The organism is Actinokineospora sp. NPDC004072, from assembly GCF_053604195.1.
Genome location: NZ_JBSGHB010000002.1, coordinates 131,937 through 152,242 on the forward strand (window position 1 = coordinate 131,937; position 20,306 = coordinate 152,242).

General features: G+C 73.1%; 18 protein-coding genes. 16 read left to right on the top strand and 2 right to left on the bottom strand.

The features are described from left to right. Positions 1-85 precede the first annotated feature (85 nt). Both ACWEPX_RS02955 and ACWEPX_RS02960 read right to left on the bottom strand, forming a co-directional pair. Positions 86-1,348, bottom strand: a complete 1,263-nt coding sequence (locus ACWEPX_RS02955) for a DUF58 domain-containing protein (RefSeq protein WP_451895386.1) — start codon at positions 1,346-1,348, stop codon at positions 86-88. A 34-nt stretch (positions 1,349-1,382) separates the two neighbouring features. Then, on the bottom strand, positions 1,383-2,471 hold the full coding sequence (locus ACWEPX_RS02960; RefSeq protein WP_451895387.1) for an AAA family ATPase: 1,089 nt from the start codon (positions 2,469-2,471) through the stop codon (positions 1,383-1,385). A gap of 540 nt (positions 2,472-3,011) precedes the next feature. On the opposite strand from ACWEPX_RS02960, the gene mraZ reads away from it, so the two are divergent. The 16 genes from mraZ (at position 3,012) to ACWEPX_RS03040 (ending at position 20,201) form a co-directional block, all read left to right on the top strand. Further along, on the top strand, positions 3,012-3,443 hold the full coding sequence (gene mraZ, locus ACWEPX_RS02965; RefSeq protein WP_451895727.1) for a division/cell wall cluster transcriptional repressor MraZ: 432 nt from the start codon (positions 3,012-3,014) through the stop codon (positions 3,441-3,443). A 146-nt stretch (positions 3,444-3,589) separates the two neighbouring features. Beyond that, a complete protein-coding gene (rsmH, locus tag ACWEPX_RS02970; RefSeq protein ID WP_451895728.1) occupies positions 3,590-4,543 on the top strand; it encodes a 16S rRNA (cytosine(1402)-N(4))-methyltransferase RsmH in 954 nt (317 codons plus the stop codon). Between the two features lie 688 nt (positions 4,544-5,231). Then, complete coding sequence (locus ACWEPX_RS02975) at positions 5,232-6,296, top strand: hypothetical protein (RefSeq protein ID WP_451895388.1); 1,065 nt, start codon at positions 5,232-5,234, stop codon at positions 6,294-6,296. Between the two features lie 23 nt (positions 6,297-6,319). Then, a complete protein-coding gene (locus tag ACWEPX_RS02980) occupies positions 6,320-8,260 on the top strand; it encodes a peptidoglycan D,D-transpeptidase FtsI family protein (RefSeq protein WP_451895389.1) in 1,941 nt (646 codons plus the stop codon). 88 nt (positions 8,261-8,348) lie between these two features. Next, a complete protein-coding gene (locus tag ACWEPX_RS02985) occupies positions 8,349-9,899 on the top strand; it encodes a UDP-N-acetylmuramoyl-L-alanyl-D-glutamate--2,6-diaminopimelate ligase (RefSeq protein WP_451895390.1) in 1,551 nt (516 codons plus the stop codon). Beyond that, positions 9,896-11,350, top strand: coding sequence for a UDP-N-acetylmuramoyl-tripeptide--D-alanyl-D-alanine ligase (locus tag ACWEPX_RS02990; protein WP_451895391.1), 1,455 nt, complete (start codon positions 9,896-9,898; stop codon positions 11,348-11,350). The genes ACWEPX_RS02985 and ACWEPX_RS02990 overlap by 4 nt, the downstream gene beginning before the upstream one ends. Beyond that, positions 11,347-12,432, top strand: coding sequence for a phospho-N-acetylmuramoyl-pentapeptide-transferase (gene mraY / locus ACWEPX_RS02995; protein WP_451895392.1), 1,086 nt, complete (start codon positions 11,347-11,349; stop codon positions 12,430-12,432). The genes ACWEPX_RS02990 and mraY overlap by 4 nt, the downstream gene beginning before the upstream one ends. Beyond that, positions 12,429-13,814, top strand: a complete 1,386-nt coding sequence (gene murD / locus ACWEPX_RS03000) for a UDP-N-acetylmuramoyl-L-alanine--D-glutamate ligase (protein ID WP_451895393.1) — start codon at positions 12,429-12,431, stop codon at positions 13,812-13,814. Before mraY ends, murD begins: the two co-directional genes overlap by 4 nt. After that, positions 13,814-15,226 carry a putative lipid II flippase FtsW gene (gene ftsW / locus ACWEPX_RS03005; RefSeq protein WP_451895394.1) on the top strand — a complete coding sequence of 471 codons (1,413 nt, stop codon included), beginning with the start codon at positions 13,814-13,816 and terminating at the stop codon, positions 15,224-15,226. The genes murD and ftsW overlap by 1 nt, the downstream gene beginning before the upstream one ends. Beyond that, complete coding sequence (murG, locus tag ACWEPX_RS03010) at positions 15,223-16,323, top strand: undecaprenyldiphospho-muramoylpentapeptide beta-N-acetylglucosaminyltransferase (RefSeq protein WP_451895395.1); 1,101 nt, start codon at positions 15,223-15,225, stop codon at positions 16,321-16,323. The genes ftsW and murG overlap by 4 nt, the downstream gene beginning before the upstream one ends. Beyond that, complete coding sequence (gene murC, locus ACWEPX_RS03015; protein ID WP_451895396.1) at positions 16,320-17,756, top strand: UDP-N-acetylmuramate--L-alanine ligase; 1,437 nt, start codon at positions 16,320-16,322, stop codon at positions 17,754-17,756. Before murG ends, murC begins: the two co-directional genes overlap by 4 nt. A 55-nt stretch (positions 17,757-17,811) precedes the next feature. Beyond that, positions 17,812-18,456, top strand: coding sequence for a cell division protein FtsQ/DivIB (locus tag ACWEPX_RS03020; protein WP_451895397.1), 645 nt, complete (start codon positions 17,812-17,814; stop codon positions 18,454-18,456). 64 nt (positions 18,457-18,520) lie between these two features. After that, positions 18,521-19,345 (top strand): helix-turn-helix domain-containing protein, encoded by an 825-nt coding sequence (locus ACWEPX_RS03025; RefSeq protein WP_451895398.1) that lies wholly within the window; start codon positions 18,521-18,523, stop codon positions 19,343-19,345. Position 19,346: 1 nt separating this feature from the next. After that, positions 19,347-19,499 (top strand): DUF397 domain-containing protein, encoded by a 153-nt coding sequence (locus ACWEPX_RS03030; RefSeq protein WP_451895399.1) that lies wholly within the window; start codon positions 19,347-19,349, stop codon positions 19,497-19,499. Next, positions 19,499-19,648, top strand: a complete 150-nt coding sequence (locus ACWEPX_RS03035; RefSeq protein ID WP_451895400.1) for a DUF397 domain-containing protein — start codon at positions 19,499-19,501, stop codon at positions 19,646-19,648. Before ACWEPX_RS03030 ends, ACWEPX_RS03035 begins: the two co-directional genes overlap by 1 nt. A 49-nt stretch (positions 19,649-19,697) precedes the next feature. Then, positions 19,698-20,201: a DinB family protein gene (locus tag ACWEPX_RS03040; RefSeq protein ID WP_451895401.1), complete on the top strand. Its 504-nt coding sequence runs from the start codon at positions 19,698-19,700 to the stop codon at positions 20,199-20,201. Positions 20,202-20,306: the final 105 nt, after the last annotated feature.

The window sequence follows — 20,306 nt, forward strand, 5'->3', positions numbered from 1 at the left end:
GCCCGCTCACGTCTCCACCCTCGAGCCGTGCCGGGTGCCGGTGCGGCATGGCTCGACGCGCTCGACCGCGCCGCCCCCCGCTCACCTACCCCACCCCCGACACGCGCTTCGTGCCCGTCATGCACAGGTCAGCCCACACCTGGGTCATCGGGACCTCCGGCCGGGCCGTCACCACACCCCACCCAGCCCCAGTCAGCAAAGCCGAGGCTCCATCAATATCCGCCTCGGCAACCGTCATCCCGCTGGGCGCAGCCCCCCAAGCATCCACGTCCAGCAGAATCGCCAGACTGCGAGCACCCCGAGTGCGATGGCGGATCAACTGCGCCAGAGACGCCGCCGTAGCCGCCCCCACGATCGCAATCAACTCCTGCCCGTGCCCCGGATCAGCCGGACAGTTGATCTCCCGCTGGTGCACCGGCTGCAACGCCGCCAACTCGTCCAACAGCAGAGCATCGTTGTGGCTGCCATCGCCGTGATCAGTGATCAGGACGCCCCCGGTCTCGGTGACCAGGCGGATCTGGTGGCCGTGGCGGTGGAGTTGGACGCACACGCTGGCCGCCATCGACACCGCCCATTCCAGGCTCGACGCCGCCCCCGCCCCCCGGTGCCCGACCACGCGCCGGTCCAGCAGGACGGTCGTCCCGCCCCGCCAGGGGCTTTCCTCGACCCGCACCATCATCTCGTCGCGCTTGGCCGTCGAGCGCCAGTGGACCTTGCGCAGGTCATCGCCCTGCCGATAGGGCCGGACGACGACATCGTCCTCGCCCTTGCCCGCGTTGAGCCGCACCGAGCCGTCATCGCCGGACCCGAGCCCCGACCCGCCCGGCACGCCCCGCAGCGGAACCACCCGCGGCACCACCACCAGCCGGGACGACCCCGCCAGCTCGCGCTCGAACTCCGCCAGGCCGAACGGGTCGGTCACCACCGCCTTGAGCGGGCCGATCTGCTGGATGCCGCGCAGCATCGGCTGGAGCCCGTACTTCAGCTGCGCCCCGCCCTGCCGCGGCAGGTGGTCGACCACGAAGCGCGGCTTGCCGCCCAGGGCGTAGGGGACGCCGTCGGTGACCAGCAGGCCGCCGGTGGGCAGCCGCCCGCTGCTGTGCAGGTGCAGCGTCACCTCGGCCCGCCCGCCGACCTGCACCCGCGACGGCGTGATCTGCCGCTGCGCCTGCAACCCGACCCGCGCCACCGCGGTCACCATCGCGACGAGGACCGGAAGGGCGATGATGAACGCCGCCACCCGCAGCAGGTCCCGCTCGTTGAGCACCAGCGAGCACAGCCCGGCCGCCACCCCCGCCGCCAGCAGGCAGCGCCCCCGCGTGGTCAACCCCGACAGCGCACCCCTCATGGGCGTTCCTTCTCCAGTAGCGGGCGGTGGGCCGTCAGCGGTGGGCGGCGGACCACGTCGCGCCGCTGCGGTCCGGGTTGGGCTGGGGGACCGGGACCCGCTGGAGGAGGCCGCGGACCAGTTCGGCGGGGGAGCGGCGGGCCGCCTGCGCCTCCGGGGTGAGGACCAGGCGGTGGGCCAGGACGGGGAGGGCGACGGCGTGGATGTCGTCGGGCACCACGTAGTCGCGGCCGGACAGCGCGGCCTGGGCGCGCGCGGCGCGCACGAGGTGCAGGGTCGAGCGCGGGGAGGCGCCCAGCCGGATCTCCGGGAGCCTGCGCGTCGCGCTGACCAGCTCGACCGAGTACCGCCTGACCTCCGGCGACATCGCCACCGCCCGCACGGTCTCCACCAGCGCCCGCACCTGGTCGGCGTCGGAGACCGGCTGGAGCGTGCGCAGGACGTCCTGCCCGGCGTGCTCGTCGACCATCGCCAGCTCGGCCTGCGGGTCGGGGTAGCCGATGGACACCCGGGCGGTGAAGCGGTCGCGCTGGGCCTCGGGGAGGGCGTAGGTGCCCTCCATCTCGATCGGGTTCTGGGTGGCGATCACCATGAACGGCGCCTGGAGCGGGTAGGTCTGCCCGTCGGCGGTGACCTGGTGCTCCTCCATGCACTCCAGCAGGGCCGACTGCGTCTTGGGCGAGGCCCGGTTGATCTCGTCGCCGACGACGATGTTGGCGAACACCGGCCCGGGCCGGAACTCGAACTCGTTGGTCTGGCGGTTGAAGATGGACACCCCGGTGACGTCGCTGGGCAGCAGGTCCGGGGTGAACTGGATGCGGCTGACCGAGCAGTCGATCGAGCGGGCCAGCGCCTTGGCCAGCGAGGTCTTGCCGACCCCGGGCACGTCCTCGACCAGCAGGTGGCCCTCGGCCAGCAGGGTCACCAGGGCGATGCGGACGACCTCGGGCTTGCCCACCAGGACCCGTTCGACGTTGGCCGCGATGCGCTGGACGGTGGCGTGCAGGTCGTGCAGCCCCGCGCGGTGCCCGTCGGAGTTGGCGTACGGGGAGGTCGTCCCCTCGCGACCCGGCCCTGCGTAGGGGTGGCCCGGCAGAGCGGTGGGCGGGGTACTAGACGTCACTCGACCTCCTGATGCAGACCGGCGGTTCGTTCCGGCTCCGCCGTTGCCGCGGCACAACCCGGGCTGGCCGGCCGAACGGATGCGCCCGTGGCCGCGACAGCCTGCCATGGAGTGTGTCAAACCGGGGCGAAGTACCCAACGGATTCGGCGCGGTCGGTGCAGATTTCCCGGCAGGTGGTGGCGGCGTTTCCTCCGTCGTCAAGTGGTTACTGTGCGCTATCTGCTGCCTGGGGTCGCCCCCGTCCGGTTCCCGGGGTTCCCCCGACGTCCCCCACCAAGCCCCACCGGAGCCCCGGATTCGGCCTGCGATGCCCGGATTCCACCCCCGGCGGGGGATTCGCCGGTAACCCGGCCCGGTTGCGCCCCACCGGCTCCCCACTTCGCTCCCCGGGCGTCTAGCTGCGGAAACGCGCCCATTCGTCGATCTGGACCCGCGCGATTCGCGTTGACTGTGGTGAAAAGTGGGGTAGTGTGGCCCGCAGTGGGGCAGCAGGGGGCCCCGCGGCCGATCCGTCAGGTTCGGCAGGGAGGTGGGTGCTGATGTTCCTGGGCACGCACACCCCGAAGCTGGACGACAAGGGGCGGCTGACACTGCCCGCCAAGTATCGGGACGCGCTTGCGGGTGGGCTCATGGTCACTAAGGGTCAGGATCACTGCCTTTACGTGTTCCCGCGCGCGGAGTTCGAGGAGATGGCGCGCAAGGTCGCCGCGGCCCCGCTGACCAACGAGGCCGTCCGCGCCTACCAGCGCTACCTCTTCGCGGGCACCGACGAGCAGCGGCCCGACGGCCAGGGCCGCATCACCATCGCCCCTGAGCTGCGCCGCTACGCCGGTCTGTCGAAGCAGTGCGTGGTCATCGGCGCGATAACCAGGTTGGAGATCTGGGACGCCCAGTCCTGGCAGACCTACCTGGACGACCACGAGGAGAGCTACGCCCAGGCTCGGGAGGAGGTCCTGCCCGGCGTGTTCTGAGCGTGCCGAACACGGCGGAACGGGTGCCGCTTGGCCTCGGTCCGCTCGCTTTCGGCCCTGGCGCACCTTCCCCGGCGCCAGGTCCGTCGAGCGGGCGGGGACCTGGCGGCACCCGGTGCGGACCTCGTGAGGAGAAGGGGGTGGCGATGACGCAGCCGCGGCATGTGCCCGTGCTGCTCGACCGCATCATCGAGCTGTTCACACCGGCGTTCGCCGCGCCGTCGGCCGTGCTGGTCGACGCGACGCTCGGCCTCGGCGGGCATTCCGACGCCCTGCTGACCGCCTTCCCGGACTTGACGCTGGTGGGCCTCGACCGCGACCCCGACGCGCTGGCGCTGGCGGGCGAGCGGCTGGCCAAGCACGGTTCGCGCGTGCACCTGGTGCACACCGTCTACGACGGACTGCCCGAGGCCCTGTCCGGTCTGGGACTGTCGCGCGTGGACGGTGTCCTGTTCGACCTGGGCGTGTCGTCCATGCAGCTGGACGTGGCCGAGCGCGGCTTCGCGTATTCCCAGGACGCGCCGCTGGACATGCGCATGGACCAGACGACCGGCATGACCGCGGCCGACGTGCTCAACACCTACAGCCACGGCGAGCTGACCCGCATCCTGCGGGTGTACGGCGAGGAGAAGTTCGCCTCGCGCATCGCCGCGGCGGTGGTGGCCGAGCGGGCCAAGGAGCCGTTCACCACCAGCGGCAGGCTGGTCGAGCTGATCTACGCCGTCGTCCCCGCCCCCGCCCGCCGAACCGGCGGCCACCCGGCCAAACGCACATTCCAGGCCCTACGGGTCGAGGTCAACAGCGAACTGGACGTCCTACGCCGCGCAATCCCGGCTGCCCTGGCAGCGCTGCGGGTCGGCGGACGGATCGTGGTGGAGTCCTACCAGTCGTTGGAGGACCGCATCGTCAAGCAGGCCCTAGCCGAACAAGCCCGCTCAACCGCCCCACCCGACCTACCGGTCGAACTCCCCGAACACGCCCCCCGCATCCGCCTGCTCACCCGCGGCGCAGAACAGGCCGACGAAGCCGAGATCACCACCAACCCCCGTGCCCAATCCGTCCGCCTCCGCGCCGCAGAACGCATCCGGGAGGACAGATGACGGCCACCCCCACCGCTCCAGCCCGCCGCTCCCAGCGCCGCCCCGCCGCGCTCTCGGCAGACACGCCGGCCCCCGCCGTCCCGACCTACCGTTCCCTGCGCCGCCCCGCCGCCCCCGCGGCCGGTGCCGTCGGGGCCGCCTCCCGGCCCTGCCGCACCCTGCGCCGCCCCGCCGCCCCCGCGGCCGGTGCCGTCGAGGTCGCCTCCCGGCCCCGCCGTTCCCTGCGCCGCCCCGCCGCCTCCTCGCCCGGTGCCGCTGATCCCACCTCCCCGACCCGCCGCACCCAGCGCCGCCCCGCCGCCTCCGCGGCCGCTGCCGTCGAGGCCGCCTCCTCGACCTGCCGCTCTCTGCGTCGCGGTGCTGCCTTCTCGCCCGGTGCTGTCGAGGTCACCTCCCGGCCCCGCCGCTCTCTGCGTCGCGGTGCCGCCTTCTCGCCCGGTGCTGTCGAGGTCACCTCCCGGCCCCGCCGCTCTCTGCGTCGCGGTGCCGCCTCCTCGGCCGGTGCTGTCGAGGCCGCCTCCCGGCCCCGCCGCTGCCTGCGCCGCCGCGCCGCCTTCTCGCTCGGTGCCGTCGAGATCGCCTCCCGGCCCCGCCGCACCCAGCACCGCCCCGCCGCCCCCTCCGCCGACCCATCCGCCTCGGCCCGCCCGCAGCGCCGCCGCGTCGCGGAATGTCCCCGGGAGAACCGATGAGCGCCCCCGCCCGCCGCCCGCGCGACCCCGACGGAGCCCGCGCCCGCCGCGGCAGGCGCACCCCGGAGGAACGCGCCGCCACCCGCTCCCGCCGCCGCCCCCGCGAGGAGCCCACCCCACCCCCCGAGGCGACCGACCCCACCGCCGAGGCCACCGACCCGGCCCGCTCCCGGCGCCACCCCGACGCGCCCTCGGCCGGCCGCTCCCAGCGCCGCCGCGACGCGCTCTCGGCCGAGGCCCCCGACCTCGCCGTCCCGGTCCGCCGTTCCCAGCGGACCGCCGACGAGTCCGGCGCCGAGCGCCCACCCGCCGACGGGCCGTTGCCCCGCACCCGCCGCACCCGCGGCGAGGGTTCGACCCGCCACCCGTCGACCGGCCGCCCCCGCCGCAGCACCAGAGACGAGCCCTCCACCCGGCTCACCACCGGAGACGAGCCCTCCACCCGGCGCAGGACCACCGACGACACCGAGACCCGCCGCGCCCGTCGCACCGACGACGCCGACACCCGTCGCGCCCGTCGCGCCGATGACACCGAGCCCTCCACCCGCCCCCGCCGCACCCGGGCCCGCGGAGCCAAGCGCCGCCCCTCCACCGACGCCCCCACCGAGCGCGGCGGCCGCCCCGCCGAGCGCGGCGGTCGCCCAGGCAGGCTCGGCCGGGCCCGCGCCTTCGCCGCCCAGCGGGTCCAAGCCCGCCGCGCCCAGCCCGACCCCGACGACGTAGGCGCAGGTCGGGCCTCCTTCGTAGTCGCCATCATCGCCCTGCTCGTCGTCGGCGTCGCCGCGACGCTGTGGTTGTCCACGCAGGCGATCGCGGATTCCTACCGGCTCGAACGTGCCAAGACCGAGGCTGATCACCTCGCCGAGCAGGTTGCCGTTCTCCAGCGGGAGGTGGCGCGCATGGAGTCCGCCCCCGAGCTCGCCCGGCGCGCCCGTGAACTGGGCATGGTTCCCGCAGGCGATGCCGCCTGGCTGGTGGTCTCGCCCGACGGCAAGGTGACCGTCGTGGGGGAGCCGACGCCGGTGACCGCGCCGCCGCCGACCAGCGGGGTGGCGCCGTGATGGAACAGCGGTAGGAGCGGGTTGTGAGCAGGGACAGGCGTGAGCCGGTGGGCAAGCACGGGTACCGGCAGGCGGGGCGGCCCCGCTACACCTCCCACGGCCCCAAGAGCGCCCCACGCAAGCGGGTGCGAACCAAGCAGGGGACCGATCACCGCGCCCGGGTCGTCGTCACCCGCGTGCTGCTGATCGCCGCGCTGGTCGCCGCGGGGCTCAAGCTGATCCAGGTGCAGATCTTCGAGGCCGAGGTGCTCGCCGCCCAGGCCGAGCGGCAGCGGATGGAGACCATCCCGATCCCGGCCGCGCGCGGGTCGATCCTCGACCGCAACGGCGTCGAGCTGGCGTTCAGCATGGAGGCGCGGGCGCTGGCGTGGCGGCCGCGGGCGCAGCGGGCGGCCGTCGAGAAGCACAACCAGAAGCCCGACGTGCAGAAGAAGCTGGACTACAACCAGCAGACCGCCGAGCTGGCCAAGCTCGTCGTCGAGGTGCTGGGCAGCCGGGTCGACGAGGCCGATCTGCTGGCCAAGCTGCGCTCGGACAAGTCCTACGTGTACATCGCCGAGAACGTCGAGCCCGGCAAGGCCCGCCAGATCACCGACCGGTTCCCGCAGGTCAACGAGGAGTACCGGGCCGTGCGCGAGTACCCGGGCGGCACGCTGGCCTCCAACGTCGTCGGGGTGGCGAACTGGCGGCGGGAGGACCCCGTGCAGGCCAACCACAACCTGCACGGCCTCGCGGGCCTGGAGCTGCTGCGCGACAACGACCTCTCCGGCACGCCCGGTTCGGTCACCGTGGAGACCAAGGAGGGCGGCACGGTCGTCATCCCGGGCAGCGAGCGCAACCGGCAGCCCGCGGTCGACGGCTCCGACATCGAGCTGACCATCGACGCCGACCTCCAGTTCTTCCTCCAGCAGAAGGCCGCCGAGTTCGCCAAGCGCAGCGGGGCGAAGTCGGCCAGCGTGGTGGTGCTCGACGCCAAGACCGGCGAGGTGTACGGCCTGGCCAACGACAAGACCTTCGACGCCAGCCAATCCAGCTGGGACCCGGAGCTGATGACCAACTACGCGGTCACCACCCCCTACGAGCCCGGCTCGGTGAACAAGGTGGTCACCGCGATGGCCGCCATCGAGTACGGCGTCACCACCCCCACCGACGTGCACTCGGTGCCCAGCCAGTGGCGGGTGGCCGACCGGACGGTCCGCGACGCCTGGAAGCACGGGCGCATCAACATGACCACCACCGGCATCTTCGGCAAGTCGTCCAATGTGGGCACGCTGATCCTCGCCGAGAAGGTGGGCCCGGACCGCTTCGCCGACATGCTCGTCAAGCTCGGCGTCGGCCAGCGCACCGGGATCGGCCTGCCGGGGGAGAGCCCGGGCTCGCTGCTGCCGCAGAGCCAGTGGTCGGGCAGCACGTTCGGCAACCTGCCCATCGGCCAGGGCCTGTCGATGACCGTGGTGCAGATGGCCGGGCTGTACCAGACCATCGCCAACGGCGGGGTGCGGGTGCCGCCGCGCATCGTCAAGGCGGTCATCCGCCCCGACGGCACCCGGGTCGAGGAGCCCCGGCCGCAGGGGGTGCGCGTGGTCTCCCCGGAGACGGCCCGCACCACGGTCGACATGTTCCGCGCGGTCGCCCAGGACGGCACCGGGTACGACGACGGCACGGCCCCGCGGGCGGCGGTCACCGGCTACCAGATCTCCGGCAAGACCGGCACCGCCCAGCAGTTCGACCCCGCGCTCGGCCGCTACAGCGACACCAAGCACTGGATCACGTTCGCGGGCATCCTGCCCGCCGACGACCCGCGCTTCGTCGTCGGCATGGTCTACGACGAGCCGGTGTACTCCACTCCGGAGGGACACTCGGCCGCGCTGTTCTTCCACGACGTGGCGGTGTTCCTCGCCCAGCGCTACAACATCCCGCTGTCGCCCGAGGAGAGCCCGGTCGTGCCGCTGGTGGTGCCGTGAACCGGCCGGAGTTGTACCTCATCCGGTGATCGGCGCGCGGAGCCAGGGGTGGCATGGTCGCCCTCCGTGCGCGGGTAGCCTCCCCGACGTGCCCGCCAAGCTCGTCGGCAAGGCTGTCACAGCGCCGCCTCGCCCCACTCGCATCCCGCCCGTCGCGCTGGCCGATCTCGCCGCCCGCGCCCACGCCACCGCGGACCCCGATTTGCCGGGGGTGTCCGATGTGGCCGTCACCGGCGCCACGCTGCGCGCCCAGCACGTGCGCCCCGGCGACGTGTTCGCCGCGCTGCCCGGCGCGCGCGTGCACGGCGCCGACTTCGCCGCGGACGCGGTGCGCGCGGGCGCTGTCGCCGTGCTCACCGACGCCGCCGGGGCCGCCCGGCCCGCGGTGCGCGCCGCGGGGGTGCCGGTCATCGTGGCCGAGGACCCGCGGGCCGCGCTCGGCCCGATGGCGGCCTGGATCTACGGCGAGCCGTCGCTGGACCTCCAGGTCATCGGCGTCACCGGCACCTCGGGCAAGACGACCACGACGTACATGGTCGACGCGGGCTTGGCCGCAGCCGGGCACACCACCGGCCTGATCGGCACGGTGGAGACCCGCATCGCGGGCCAGCGGCTGGCCAGCGCGTTCACCACCCCGGAGGCCCCCGACCTGCAAGCCCTGCTGGCCGTCATGCGCGAGCGCGGGGTGACGCACGTGCCGATGGAGGTCTCCAGCCACGCGCTGGAGCTGGAGCGGGTCGGCGGCACGGCGTTCGCCGTGGGCGCGTTCACCAACCTCTCCCAGGACCACCTGGACTTCCACGCCGACATGGAGGACTACTTCCGGGCCAAGGCGCGGCTGTTCGACGGCCGCTCCGCCCGGTCGGTGATCTGCGTGGACGGCGAGTGGGGCCGCAGGCTGGTGACCCCCGATGCGGTGACCGTGGCCATGACCGGCCCGGCCGACTGGACCGCGGGCGAGATCGCCACCTCCCGGTCGGGTGAGCAGTCGTTCCGGATCCACGGCCCCGACCAGCGGCTCATCGACGTGGTGCTGCCCATGCCGGGCCTGTTCAACGTCGCCAACGCCCTGGTCGCCGCCGCCTGCCTGGACCTGGCGGGGGTGGCCCCCGAGCACATCGCCGCGGGCCTGTCCCGGGTGCAGGTGCCCGGCCGGATGGAGCGGGTGGCCATCGGCCAGGAGTTCACCGCGGTGGTGGACTACTCGCACAAGCCCGAGGCCGTCGCCCTGGCCCTCGACGCCGTGCGCGCCCGCACCGACGGCCGCGTCATCGTCGTGCTGGGCTGCGGCGGCGACCGCGACACCGCCAAGCGCCCGCTGATGGGCCAGGCCGCGGCCCGCCGCGCCGACCTGCTGGTCATCACCGACGACAACCCGCGCGGCGAGGACCCGGCCGCCATCCGCGCCGCGATGCGCGCGGGCGCGGAGCAGACCCCCGACCGCGGCGAGGTGGTCGAGGTGGGCGACCGCCGCGAGGCCATCCGCACCGCGGTCGCCGCCGCCCGCCCCGGCGATGTGGTCGTGGTGGCGGGCAAGGGCCACGAGACCGGCCAGGAGGTCGCGGGCGTGGTCCACCCCTTCTCCGACCGCGACGAGCTGGAGGCGGCGATCCGCGTCCGACTGGGAGAGCGCGCATGATCCCGTTGACCCTGGCCGAGGTCGCCGCGGCGACCGGGGGCCGGTTGCACAACGCCGAGGGCGGCGAGGTCGTCACCGGCAGCGTCGAGTTCGACTCGCGCGAGGTCACCGCGGGTGGCCTGTTCGTCGCCGTGCCCGGGGAGCAGGTGGACGGCCACGACTTCGCCGCCGCCGCCATCCGGCAGGGCGCGGTGGGCGTGCTGGCGGCCCGGGAGGTCGACGCCCCGGCCGTCATCGTCCCCCCGGTCACCGACGCCCACCGCCGCTCGGTGGCCCTCACCGGCGACCGCGACGGCTCCGGCGCGGCGGTCCTGGCCGCCCTCGCCAAGCTGGCCCGCCACGTCGTGGACCGCCTCGACCAGCTCACCGTCGTGGGGATCACCGGTTCCTCCGGCAAGACCTCCACCAAGGACCTCATCGCCCAGGTCCTGACCCCCCTGGGCCCGACGGTCGCCCCGCCCGGCTCCTTCAACAACGAGCTGGGCCACCCCTGGACCGCGCTGCGCGCCGACGCCGACACCCGGTTCCTGGTGCTGGAGCTGTCCGCCCGCGGCCCCGGCCACATCGCCGCGCTGTGCGAGGTGGCCCCGCCGCGCATCGGCGTCGTCCTCAACGTCGGCAGCGCGCACGTCGGCGAGTTCGGCTCCCGCGAGGGCATCGCCCAGACCAAGGGCGAGCTGGTGGAGAAGCTGCCCGCTGACGGCGTGGCCATCCTCAACGCCGACGACCCGCTGGTCGCCGCGATGGCCGAGCGGACAAGCGCCCGGGTCGTCTTCGTCGGCGAGGCCCTCAGCGCCCACATCCGCGCCGTGGACATCCGCCTCGACGAGCAGGCGCGGGCCAGCTTCACCCTGGTCACCCCCAACGGCTCGGCCGATGTCGCCCTGGCCCTGCACGGCGCCCACCACGTGGGCAACGCCCTGTCGGCCGCCGCGGTCGCCATCGAGGCGGGCGCGACCCCCGAGCAGGCCGCCGCGGCGCTCTCGGCCGCCCGCCGCGTCTCCGCCCGCCGCATGGAGGTCATCACCAGGCCCGACGGGGTCACGGTCGTCAACGACTCCTACAACGCCAACCCCGAGTCCGTGCGGGCGGCGCTGAAGACGTTGGCCGCGATGGCGCGCACGGGCAACCGCCGCCGGTCCTGGGCCGTCCTGGGAGTGATGGCCGAGCTGGGCGACGAGTCGGTCGCCGCCCACGACGAGATCGGCAGGCTGGCCGTCAGATTGGACATCAACCGCCTGGTGGTGGTCGGCGAGCAGGCCGCGCCCATGCACCGGGGGGCGAGCCTGGAGGGCTCGTGGGGAGAGGAGTCGGTGCTGGTGCCGGATGTCGACGCCGCCGTCGCGCTGCTGCGCGCCGAGCTGGCCCCCGGTGACGTCGTGCTGGTGAAAGCCTCCAAGTCGGCCGCCCTGTGGCGGGTCGCGGACGCGCTCCTGGAGGAGCAGCGGTGAAGTCGATCCTGATCGCGGCGGCGCTCGCGCTCGTCGCGTCGATCCTGCTCACGCCCTACCTGATCCGGGTCTTCTCCCGGCAGGGCTTCGGCCAGGAGATCCGCGAGGAGGGGCCGCAGGGGCACAAGTCCAAGCGCGGCACCCCGACGATGGGCGGCGTCGCCATCATCGTGGCGATGTGGGTCGGCTACGGCGTCGCGCACGGCTTCAACGTCTTCAGCGACAGCCGCGACCGCCCGACCGCCTCCGGCCTGCTGGTGCTGTTCCTGACCACCGGCCTGGGCATGGTCGGCTTCCTCGACGACTTCATCAAGATCCGCAAGCAGCGCAACCTGGGCCTGAACAAGACCGCCAAGCTGGTCGGCCAGCTCGCCGTGGCGATCATCTTCGCCATCCTGGCGCTGCGCTTCCCGGACGAGAACGGCCTGACCCCGGCCTCGGACCACCTGTCGTTCGTCCGCGACATCGCCATCGTCTCCTTCGGCACGATCGGCTTCATCGTCTTCTGCTACCTGGCGGTCTCGGCCTGGTCGAACGCGGTGAACTTCACCGACGGCCTCGACGGCCTGGCGGGCGGCTCGTCGGCGATGGTGCTGGGCACCTACGTGGTCATCGCGTTCTGGCAGTTCAGCCACGACTGCGCCCGGGTGCAGGAGGCGGCCTGCTTCGACACCCGCGACCCGCTGGACCTGGCCGTGGTCGCCGCGGCGGGCATGGGCGCGTGCATCGGCTTCCTGTGGTGGAACGCCGCCCCCGCCAAGATCTTCATGGGCGACACCGGCTCGCTGGCCCTCGGCGGCCTGGTCGCGGGCCTGTCGATCGCCACCCGCACCGAGCTGCTGATGATCGTCATCGGTGGTCTGTTCGTGGTGGAGATGATGTCGGTGGTCCTGCAGATCGCCGTCTTCCGCACGACCCGCCGACGCCTGTTCCGCATGGCGCCCTTCCACCACCACTTCGAGCTGGCCGGGTGGGCGGAAACCACGGTGATCATCAGATTCTGGCTGCTGGCCGGGGTCTGCGCGATGTTCGGCCTCGGCCTGTTCTACGCCGACTGGCTGGCCCTGGGCGGCGGTAGATGACCCTGTACGCAGGCGTCAAGGTCCTGGTCGCGGGCGCGGGCGTCGCGGGCCAGGGCGTGGCCCGCGCGCTGGTGTCGCTGGGCGCGGAGGTCACCGTCGCCGACGGCAACGCCGAGCGCCTGGCCGCCCTGGACATCGACGTCCGCACCGCGCACGCCATCACGACCCCGCCCGCGGGCACCGAGCTGGTCGTCACCAGCCCCGGCTGGCGTCCGGACAGCCCGCTGCTGGCGAACTCCCCGGTCGAGGTCATCGGCGATGTCGAGCTGGCCTGGCGCATCGCCCAGACCCTCGACGAGCCCCCGGCCTGGCTGGCGATCACCGGCACCAACGGCAAGACGACCACCGTCGGCATGCTGGAGTCGATCCTGCGCGCCGCCGGCCACGACGCCGTGGCCTGCGGCAACGTCGGCCTGCCCGTGGTCGACGCCGTGCTGGCCGGGCACCGGGTGCTGGCCGTGGAGCTGTCGAGCTTCCAGCTGCATTGGCAGTCCTCGATGCGCGCCCACGCCGCCGCCATCCTCAACCTCGCCGAGGACCACCTCGACTGGCACGGCTCCCTGGACGCCTACGCCCGCGCCAAGGCCCGCATCTACACCGGCGTCCGGCACGCGGTCTACAACGCCGCCGACCCCCTGGTCACCGAGCTGGCGAACGAGGTGGAGACCCACCGCGTCGGCCAGACCCTCGCCACCCCGCGCCCGGGCGAGGTCGGTGTCGTGGAGGACCTGCTGGTCGACCGCGCCTTCACCGACGACCCGCTCAACGAGGCCGCCGAGCTGGCCACCCTCGCCGAGGTCCGCCCGGCCGGACCGCACAACGTCGCCAACGCCCTGGCCGCCGCCGCCTTGGCCCGCTCCTACGGCGTCGCCCCGGAGGACGTCCGCGCGGGCCTGGTCGCGTTCACCCCCGGCAGGCACCGCGCCGAGGTCGTCGCCGAGGCGGGCGGGCTGACCTACGTCAACGACTCCAAGGCCACCAACCCGCACGCCGCGGGCGGCTCGCTGCGCGCCTTCGGCTCGGTGGTGTGGATCGCGGGCGGGCTGCTCAAGGGCGCCTCCGTGGACGATCTTGCGCGGGAGGTGTCCGGCCGGTTGCGGGGCGTGGTCGTGATGGGGACGGATGGCGAGGTCATCGCGGGTTCGGTGGCGCGACACGCGCCGGATGTCCCCGTCGAGCGGGTGCCGCCGGGAGACGATGAGCCCATGATCGCAGCGGTCCGCGCGGCGCGCGCCCTGGCCCGGCCGGGGGATGTCGTCCTGCTCGCCCCCGCCGCGGCCTCCCTCGACATGTTCCGCGACTACGCCCACCGCGGCGAGGCGTTCGTCGAAGCCGTCCGGCGGCTCACCGGGGAGGACGACGGCGGCACCGGGGCCCGGTGATGGCCGTCGAGGCCGCCGCGCCCCCGCGCGCGAAGCGGCGCGGGGTGCGCGTGGGCGGGAAGCTGGGGGCGGCGAGCACCGCCCTGACCGCGTGGCTGGGCAGGCCGCTGGCCTCCTTCCACCTGGTCCTGGCCGTGTTCGGCCTGCTGACCGTGCTGGGCCTGGTCATGGTGCTCTCGGCGTCGTCGGTGGTCTCCTACGACGACGGCGACGGCCTCTACACCGTCTTCCTCAAGCAGCTCATCTTCGTCATCGTCGGCTCGGGGCTGTTCTGGCTGGGCGTGCGGCTGCCGCTGGAGCGCATCCGGGCGTGGAGCGCGCCCGCGATGGCGGGCAGTATCCTGCTGCTGGTCCTGGTGATCACCCCGCTGGGCGCGACCATCAACGGCACCAGCAGTTGGTTCAAGGTCGGCCCGATCTCGTTCCAGCCGGTCGAGCTGGGCAAGGTGGCACTCGCCCTGTGGGGCGCGCACGTGCTGGTGGTGAAGAAGGCGGTGCTGCACCGCTACCGCCACCTGCTGGTCCCGGTGCTGCCGGTCGCGCTGCTGATGTGCGCGCTGATCATGCTCCAGCCCGACCTCGGCGGCACGATCACCCTCGGCGTGGTGCTGGTGTCGCTGCTGTGGTTCGCGGGCGCCCCGCTGCGCCTGTTCGGCGCGCTGGCCGTGGGCGGCATCGCGGGCGTGGCGCTGCTGGCCGTGGGCACCAAGTACCGGCTGGACCGGGTCGTGGGCTTCCTCAACTCCGGCGACGAGGCCGACGGGCTGAACTACCAGGCCGTGCAGGCCAAGCTGGCGCTGGCCGACGGCGGGTTGTTCGGCAGCGGCCTGGGGCAGGGCTCCTCCAAGTGGAGCTTCCTGCCCAACGTGCACAACGACTTCATCTTCGCCCTGATCGGCGACGAGCTGGGCCTGCTGGGCTGCACGCTGGTGCTGGGCCTGTTCGCCATGCTGGCCGTGGTGGGCCTGCGCATCGCCACCCGCAACATCGACCCGTGGATCAGGATGGTCTCCGGGACGCTGACGGTGTGGCTGGTCGCGCAGGCGGCCATCAACATCGGCTACGTCGTGGGCCTGCTGCCGGTCACCGGCATCACCCTGCCGATGATCTCCTCCGGCGGCACCTCGGTGGCGGTGACCATGCTGGTGTTCGGCATCCTGGCCAACTGCGCGCGCAATGAGCCCGAGGCGGTCTCGGCGCTACGCTCACAGGGGCCGGGCCGCTTCGGCCGCATCATGCGCCTGCCCGCGCCGCAGCCGTACCAGCCGCCGAAGAAGCGCAGGCCCGTGCGGCCCACGGCGCGCCCGCCGGGTTCGGGCAGGCCGACCGGGGTGACCGCCAAGCGGGTGCCGCAGGCCCGGCAGAAGGCAAGCCGCGCGACCCCGCGCGCCAGCAAAGGAGGACGTCGTTGAGTTCAGGTACCGGTCCCTGCGTTGTCGTCGCGGGCGGCGGAACGGCCGGGCACATCGAGCCCGCGCTGGCGCTGGCCGACGCGGTCCGCAGGCTGCGGCCGGACGCCAGGATCGTCGCGCTGGGCACCGAGCGGGGCCTGGAGAAGACGATCGTGCCCGCGCGCGGGTACCCGCTGGAGATGATCCCGCCGGTCCCCATGCCGCGCAAACCCAACGTCGACCTGCTCAAGCTGCCGCTGCGCGTGCGCGCGGCGGTCAAGGCCACCCGGGACGTGCTGGAGCGGGTGGGCGCCGACGTGCTCGTCGGCTTCGGCGGCTACGTCGCCCTGCCCGCCTACCTGGCCGCCCGGGGCCGCATGCCGATCGTCGTCCACGACACCAACGCCCGCATCGGCCTGGCCAACAAGGTCGGCGCGAAGTTCGCCGACCGGGTGGCGGTGGCCATGCCGGGCACCGGCCTGGCGGGCGCCGAGGTGGTGGGCATCCCGCTGCGCGAGTCGATCGTCAACCTCGACCGGCGGGCGCTGCGGGCCCAGGCCCGGCAGTTCTTCGGCCTGCACCCGACCGCGCCGACGCTGCTGGTCTTCGGCGGCTCGCAGGGCGCGCGGTCGATCAACAACGCCGTCTCCGGCGCGGCCAAGGCGTTCGCCGACGCCGGGATCGGCGTGCTGCACGCCCACGGCCCCAAGAACACCCTGGTGGTGCAGGAGGTCCCGGGCGCGCCCCGGTATGCGTCGGTGCCGTACCTGGAGCGCATGGACCTGGCCTACGCGGCGGCGGACGCGGTGCTGTGCCGCTGCGGGGCGATGACGGTCGCCGAGGTCTCGGCGGTCGGCCTGCCCGCGGTGTACGTCCCGCTGCCCCACGGCAACGGCGAGCAGGCGCTCAACGCGGGCCCCTCGGTGCAGTCGGGCGCCGCCCTGCTGGTCGAGGACGCCGACCTGACCCCGGAGAAGGTCGCCTCCCTGGTGGTGCCGATGATGACCGACCCGACCCGGCTGCGGTCGATGTCGGCCGCCGCGCAGGGCGCCGGTCACCGCGAGGCCGCCGACGTGCTGGCCAGGATGGTGCTCGACACCCTCAAGGACCGCAGGTGAGCCTGGAGCGCGCCCACCTGGTGGGCATCGGCGGCGCGGGCATGAGCGGGATCGCCCGCATCCTGCTGGCGCGGGGTGCGGCGGTGTCGGGGTCGGACGCCAAGGAGGCCCGCGCGTTCCTGTCGCTGCGGGCGCAGGGCGCGCGGATCGCCGTCGGGCAGGCCGCGGAGAACCTGGACCTGCTGCCGGGCGGCCCGACGGCCGTGGTGGTGTCCACCGCGATCAAGGAGACCAACCCGGAGCTGGTCGAGGCGCGCAGGCGCGGGCTGCCGGTGCTGCACCGCGCCGAGGCGCTGGCCGAGCTGATGGCGGGCCAGCGGGCGGCGTGCATCGCGGGCACCCACGGCAAGACCTCGACCACCTCGATGCTGACGGTGGCCTTGCAGCACTGCAGGCTGGACCCGTCCTTCGCCATCGGCGGCGACCTCAACGAGTCGGGGGCCAACGCCCACCACGGCACCGGGGGCATCTTCGTCGCCGAGGCCGACGAGTCCGACGGCTCGTTCCTGGTCTACTCGCCCGCGGTGGCCGTGGTGACCAATGTGGAGGCCGACCACCTCGACCACCACGGCACGGTCGAGGCGTACGTCGCGGTCTTCGACGAGTTCATCGGCCGCGTCGAGCCGGGCGGGGTGCTCATCGCCTGCGCCGACGACCCGGGCTCGGCCGCGCTGGCCGAGCGGGCCGCCGCGCGCGGGCTGCGGGTGCGCCGCTACGGCCGCCGGGCCTTCGGCGACGACGACGCCGTGCTGCTGGACTACCGGGCCGTCGACGCGGGCGGGGTCGCCCGGGTGCGGATCGGGACCGACGAGTTCGACCTCGATGTGGCCGTGCCCGGCGAGCACATGGCCGCCAACGCCCTGGCCGCGCTGCTGGCGGGGGAGGAGCTGGGCGCGCCCCGCTCGGGCCTGCTGGAGGGCATCGCGTCCTTCGGCGGCGTGCGCAGGCGCTTCGAGTTCAAGGGCCGCGCCGCGGGCGTGCGCGTCTACGACGACTACGCCCACCACCCCACCGAGGTCGACGCCCAGTTGCGGGCGGTGCGCCCCGCGGCGGGGGAGGGCCGGGTCGTGGTGGTGTTCCAGCCGCACATGTACTCCCGGACCGAGGCGTTCGCCGCCGAGTTCGGCCGCGCCTTGGGCCTGGCCGACGAGGTGGTGGTGCTGGACGTGTTCGGCGCGCGGGAGGAGCCGGTGCCCGGGGTGTCCGGCGCGCTGGTCGCCGACGCGGTGCCGCTGCCCGCGGGCCGGGTGCGCTACGAGCCCGCGTTCGACCGGGTGGTCACCGAGGTGGCCGACCTGGTGCGCGAGGGCGACCTGGTGCTGACGATGGGCGCGGGCGATGTGACCTCGCTCGGCCCCGAGCTGCTGGCCGAGCTGGACAGGCGCGAAGGTGACCACCAGGGTGACCGCGAAGACGACCGCGAGAGTGAGTAGGCCGACCCGGGCGAGGTCGCGCCGCAGGCAGGCGCGGCCCACCCGGCGTCGGTTCATGATCCGCAGGCTGACCGTGATCGGCGTGATGCTGGTGATCACGGCGGTGGTGTACGTCGTGTGGTTCACCTCGCTGCTGGGCGTGCGCGAGATCGCGGTGGCGGGCCTGCACGAGCTGAAGGCCGAGGAGGTGCAGGGGGTCGCCGCGGTCGAGCCCGGCACCCCGCTGGCCCGGGTGGACACCGAGGCGGTCGCGGCGCGGGTGCTGGAGCTGCCCAGGGTGGCGGGCGTGGACGTGCGGCGCTCGCTGCCCGGGACGCTGGAGATCACCGTGGTCGAGCGGACCCCGGTGGCCGTCGTGGTGGCCCAGGACGGCTTCCACCTGGTGGATGGCGAGGGCGTGGACTACGCGGTCAAGGCGAAGGCCCCCGCGGGCCTGCCGACGCTCAAGGCCGCCGAGCCGTCGGCGGCGCGCGTCGGGGTGCAGGTGTTGCAGGCGGTTCCCGCGAAGCTGCGGCCCGCGGTGCGCGTAGTGGATGCGCGGACCCCGCACGACGTGCGGCTGACGTTGAAAGACGGTCGGCTGATCAAGTGGGGTGGGGTGGAGGAGTCGACGTTGAAGGCCGCCGTGATCGGTGTCCTGCTGACCCAGGAGGGGAAGACGTACGACGTGGCCGCCCCGGAGTTTCCCACGATCGGATGACGCTGACGTTGCGACTGCTGAAAGGCACGCTCCGCTGTCGGCCGGCTACGGCATCCTCCCCGAAATGGGAGGTCAACGGAAGCAATCTCAGGGCAGGGATCGCGCCCTAGGAGCCCAACTGCGCGCCATCCGCCTGGAGCGGACCAACTTGTCCTTGGAGCGAGCCGCCGAGGAGTCCGGCTACTCCCTCTCCACGCTCAGCCGGATGGAGAACGGCAAACGCCGGATAACCAGCGAAGATGTGGCTGCGCTGCTCGCGGCTTACAAGGTGCCTCCCAACCTGCGCAACTCGATGGTGGAGAACGCCCGCATTGGCTGTCAGACAGGATGGTGGTCAAGAGGGATCCCGGGCGTGCTGCCGGACGTTGGAACCCTCGCAAGTTACGAGGTTGACGCCCGAACGGTGACGGACTGGTCGATCAACCTAATTCCTGGGCTGCTTCAGACCCGCGACTACGCGGTTGGCTTCATGATCTCCGATGGGATTCCGTCGAAGGACATCGAAGCCAGGTGGGAGGCTAGGCGGCGGAGGCAGGAGGTCCTGCCCAAGATCGACTACACGGCGTTCATCCACGAGCATGTCCTTCGAGCTCCGTTCGGCGGGCACGATGCATTTAAGATCCAGTTGCAGCACCTTTGCGACGCCTACGGCCGCGGCGTGGGCATCCGCCTGCTGCGCAACATCGATGCCGCGCTGATGCACTCCTGGATGCTGCTGGAGTTCCCCAGGGCTTCGCCCATCCTCTACGTCGAGCTGATGCGTAGCAGCCTCTTCCTCTACGAAGAGGAGGTGCACCCATACGAGGCTATCCGTGCGAAGATTGCGAAGGCGGCCCTCTCGGCTGCGGAGAGTAGGCAGGTCATCGCGCGGGTCTTGGAAAGGTTGTGACATGGAGTGGCGTAGGTCTTCCCGGTCCGGCAGCGCAGGCAACTGCGTGGAACTGCGTCGGGACCTGGGAGCGGTGCGGGACAGCAAACGCCCCGATGCAGTCTTGGAAGTTCCGCAGGCGGCTGTTGCCCGACTCGTTGGGAGGGTGAAGTGATGACGTGGCGCAAGTCCTCCCGCTCGGGCAACATCAACTGTGTTGAGTTGCGCCTTGACCAGGGGGCTGTGCGGGACAGCAAGCGGCCCGAGGTTGAGCTGACCGTCCCCACTTCCGCTCTGCGCGCGCTCATCGACCGGGTGCGCTGACGGTAATCCCGATGCGGGCAGTCTGGCCTGTGGGCCAGACTGCCCACCCGTGACTGCTGATACCCGCATCGACCCCGTCCACGTGGGCGGGGAGCTCGTCCAGGCCGAGGGCTTCCTCGACTACCTGCGCGAGACCATCGTGATGAAGTCCCGGGGGCTCTCCGAGGACGACGCCCACCGGGCCGTCCTGCCCTCCAAGCTGATGACCGTCGCTGGTCTGCTGGCGCACCTGCGCTGGGTCGAGGCGTACTGGTTCCGGACCGTCCTGTCCGGCGAGCCCAACCGCGCCCCCTACAGCAAGGAGCGCCCCGACGGGGAGTTCGAGGACGCCGCGACCGTCCCGACCGCCCAGCTCATCGCCGAGTACGAGGCCGAGTGCGCCAACAGCCGCGCGGTCACCGCGCGCATGGCGTTGACCGACACCGTGCCCTTCCGCGGCTCCGGGGAGATCAACGTCCGGTGGGTCGTGCTGCACATGATCGAGGAAACCGGGCGGCACGCGGGGCACCTGGATATCATCCGGGAGTTGCTCGACGGCGTCACCGGTGAATGACCACCGGGTGTGCTCACACCGGGTGACGAACATCCAGCGGCCCGCTCGGCGTGGCGGCTGGATCGGGCGTCATCGTGTGCCTACCTTTCTTGGCGTAGGTCCGGG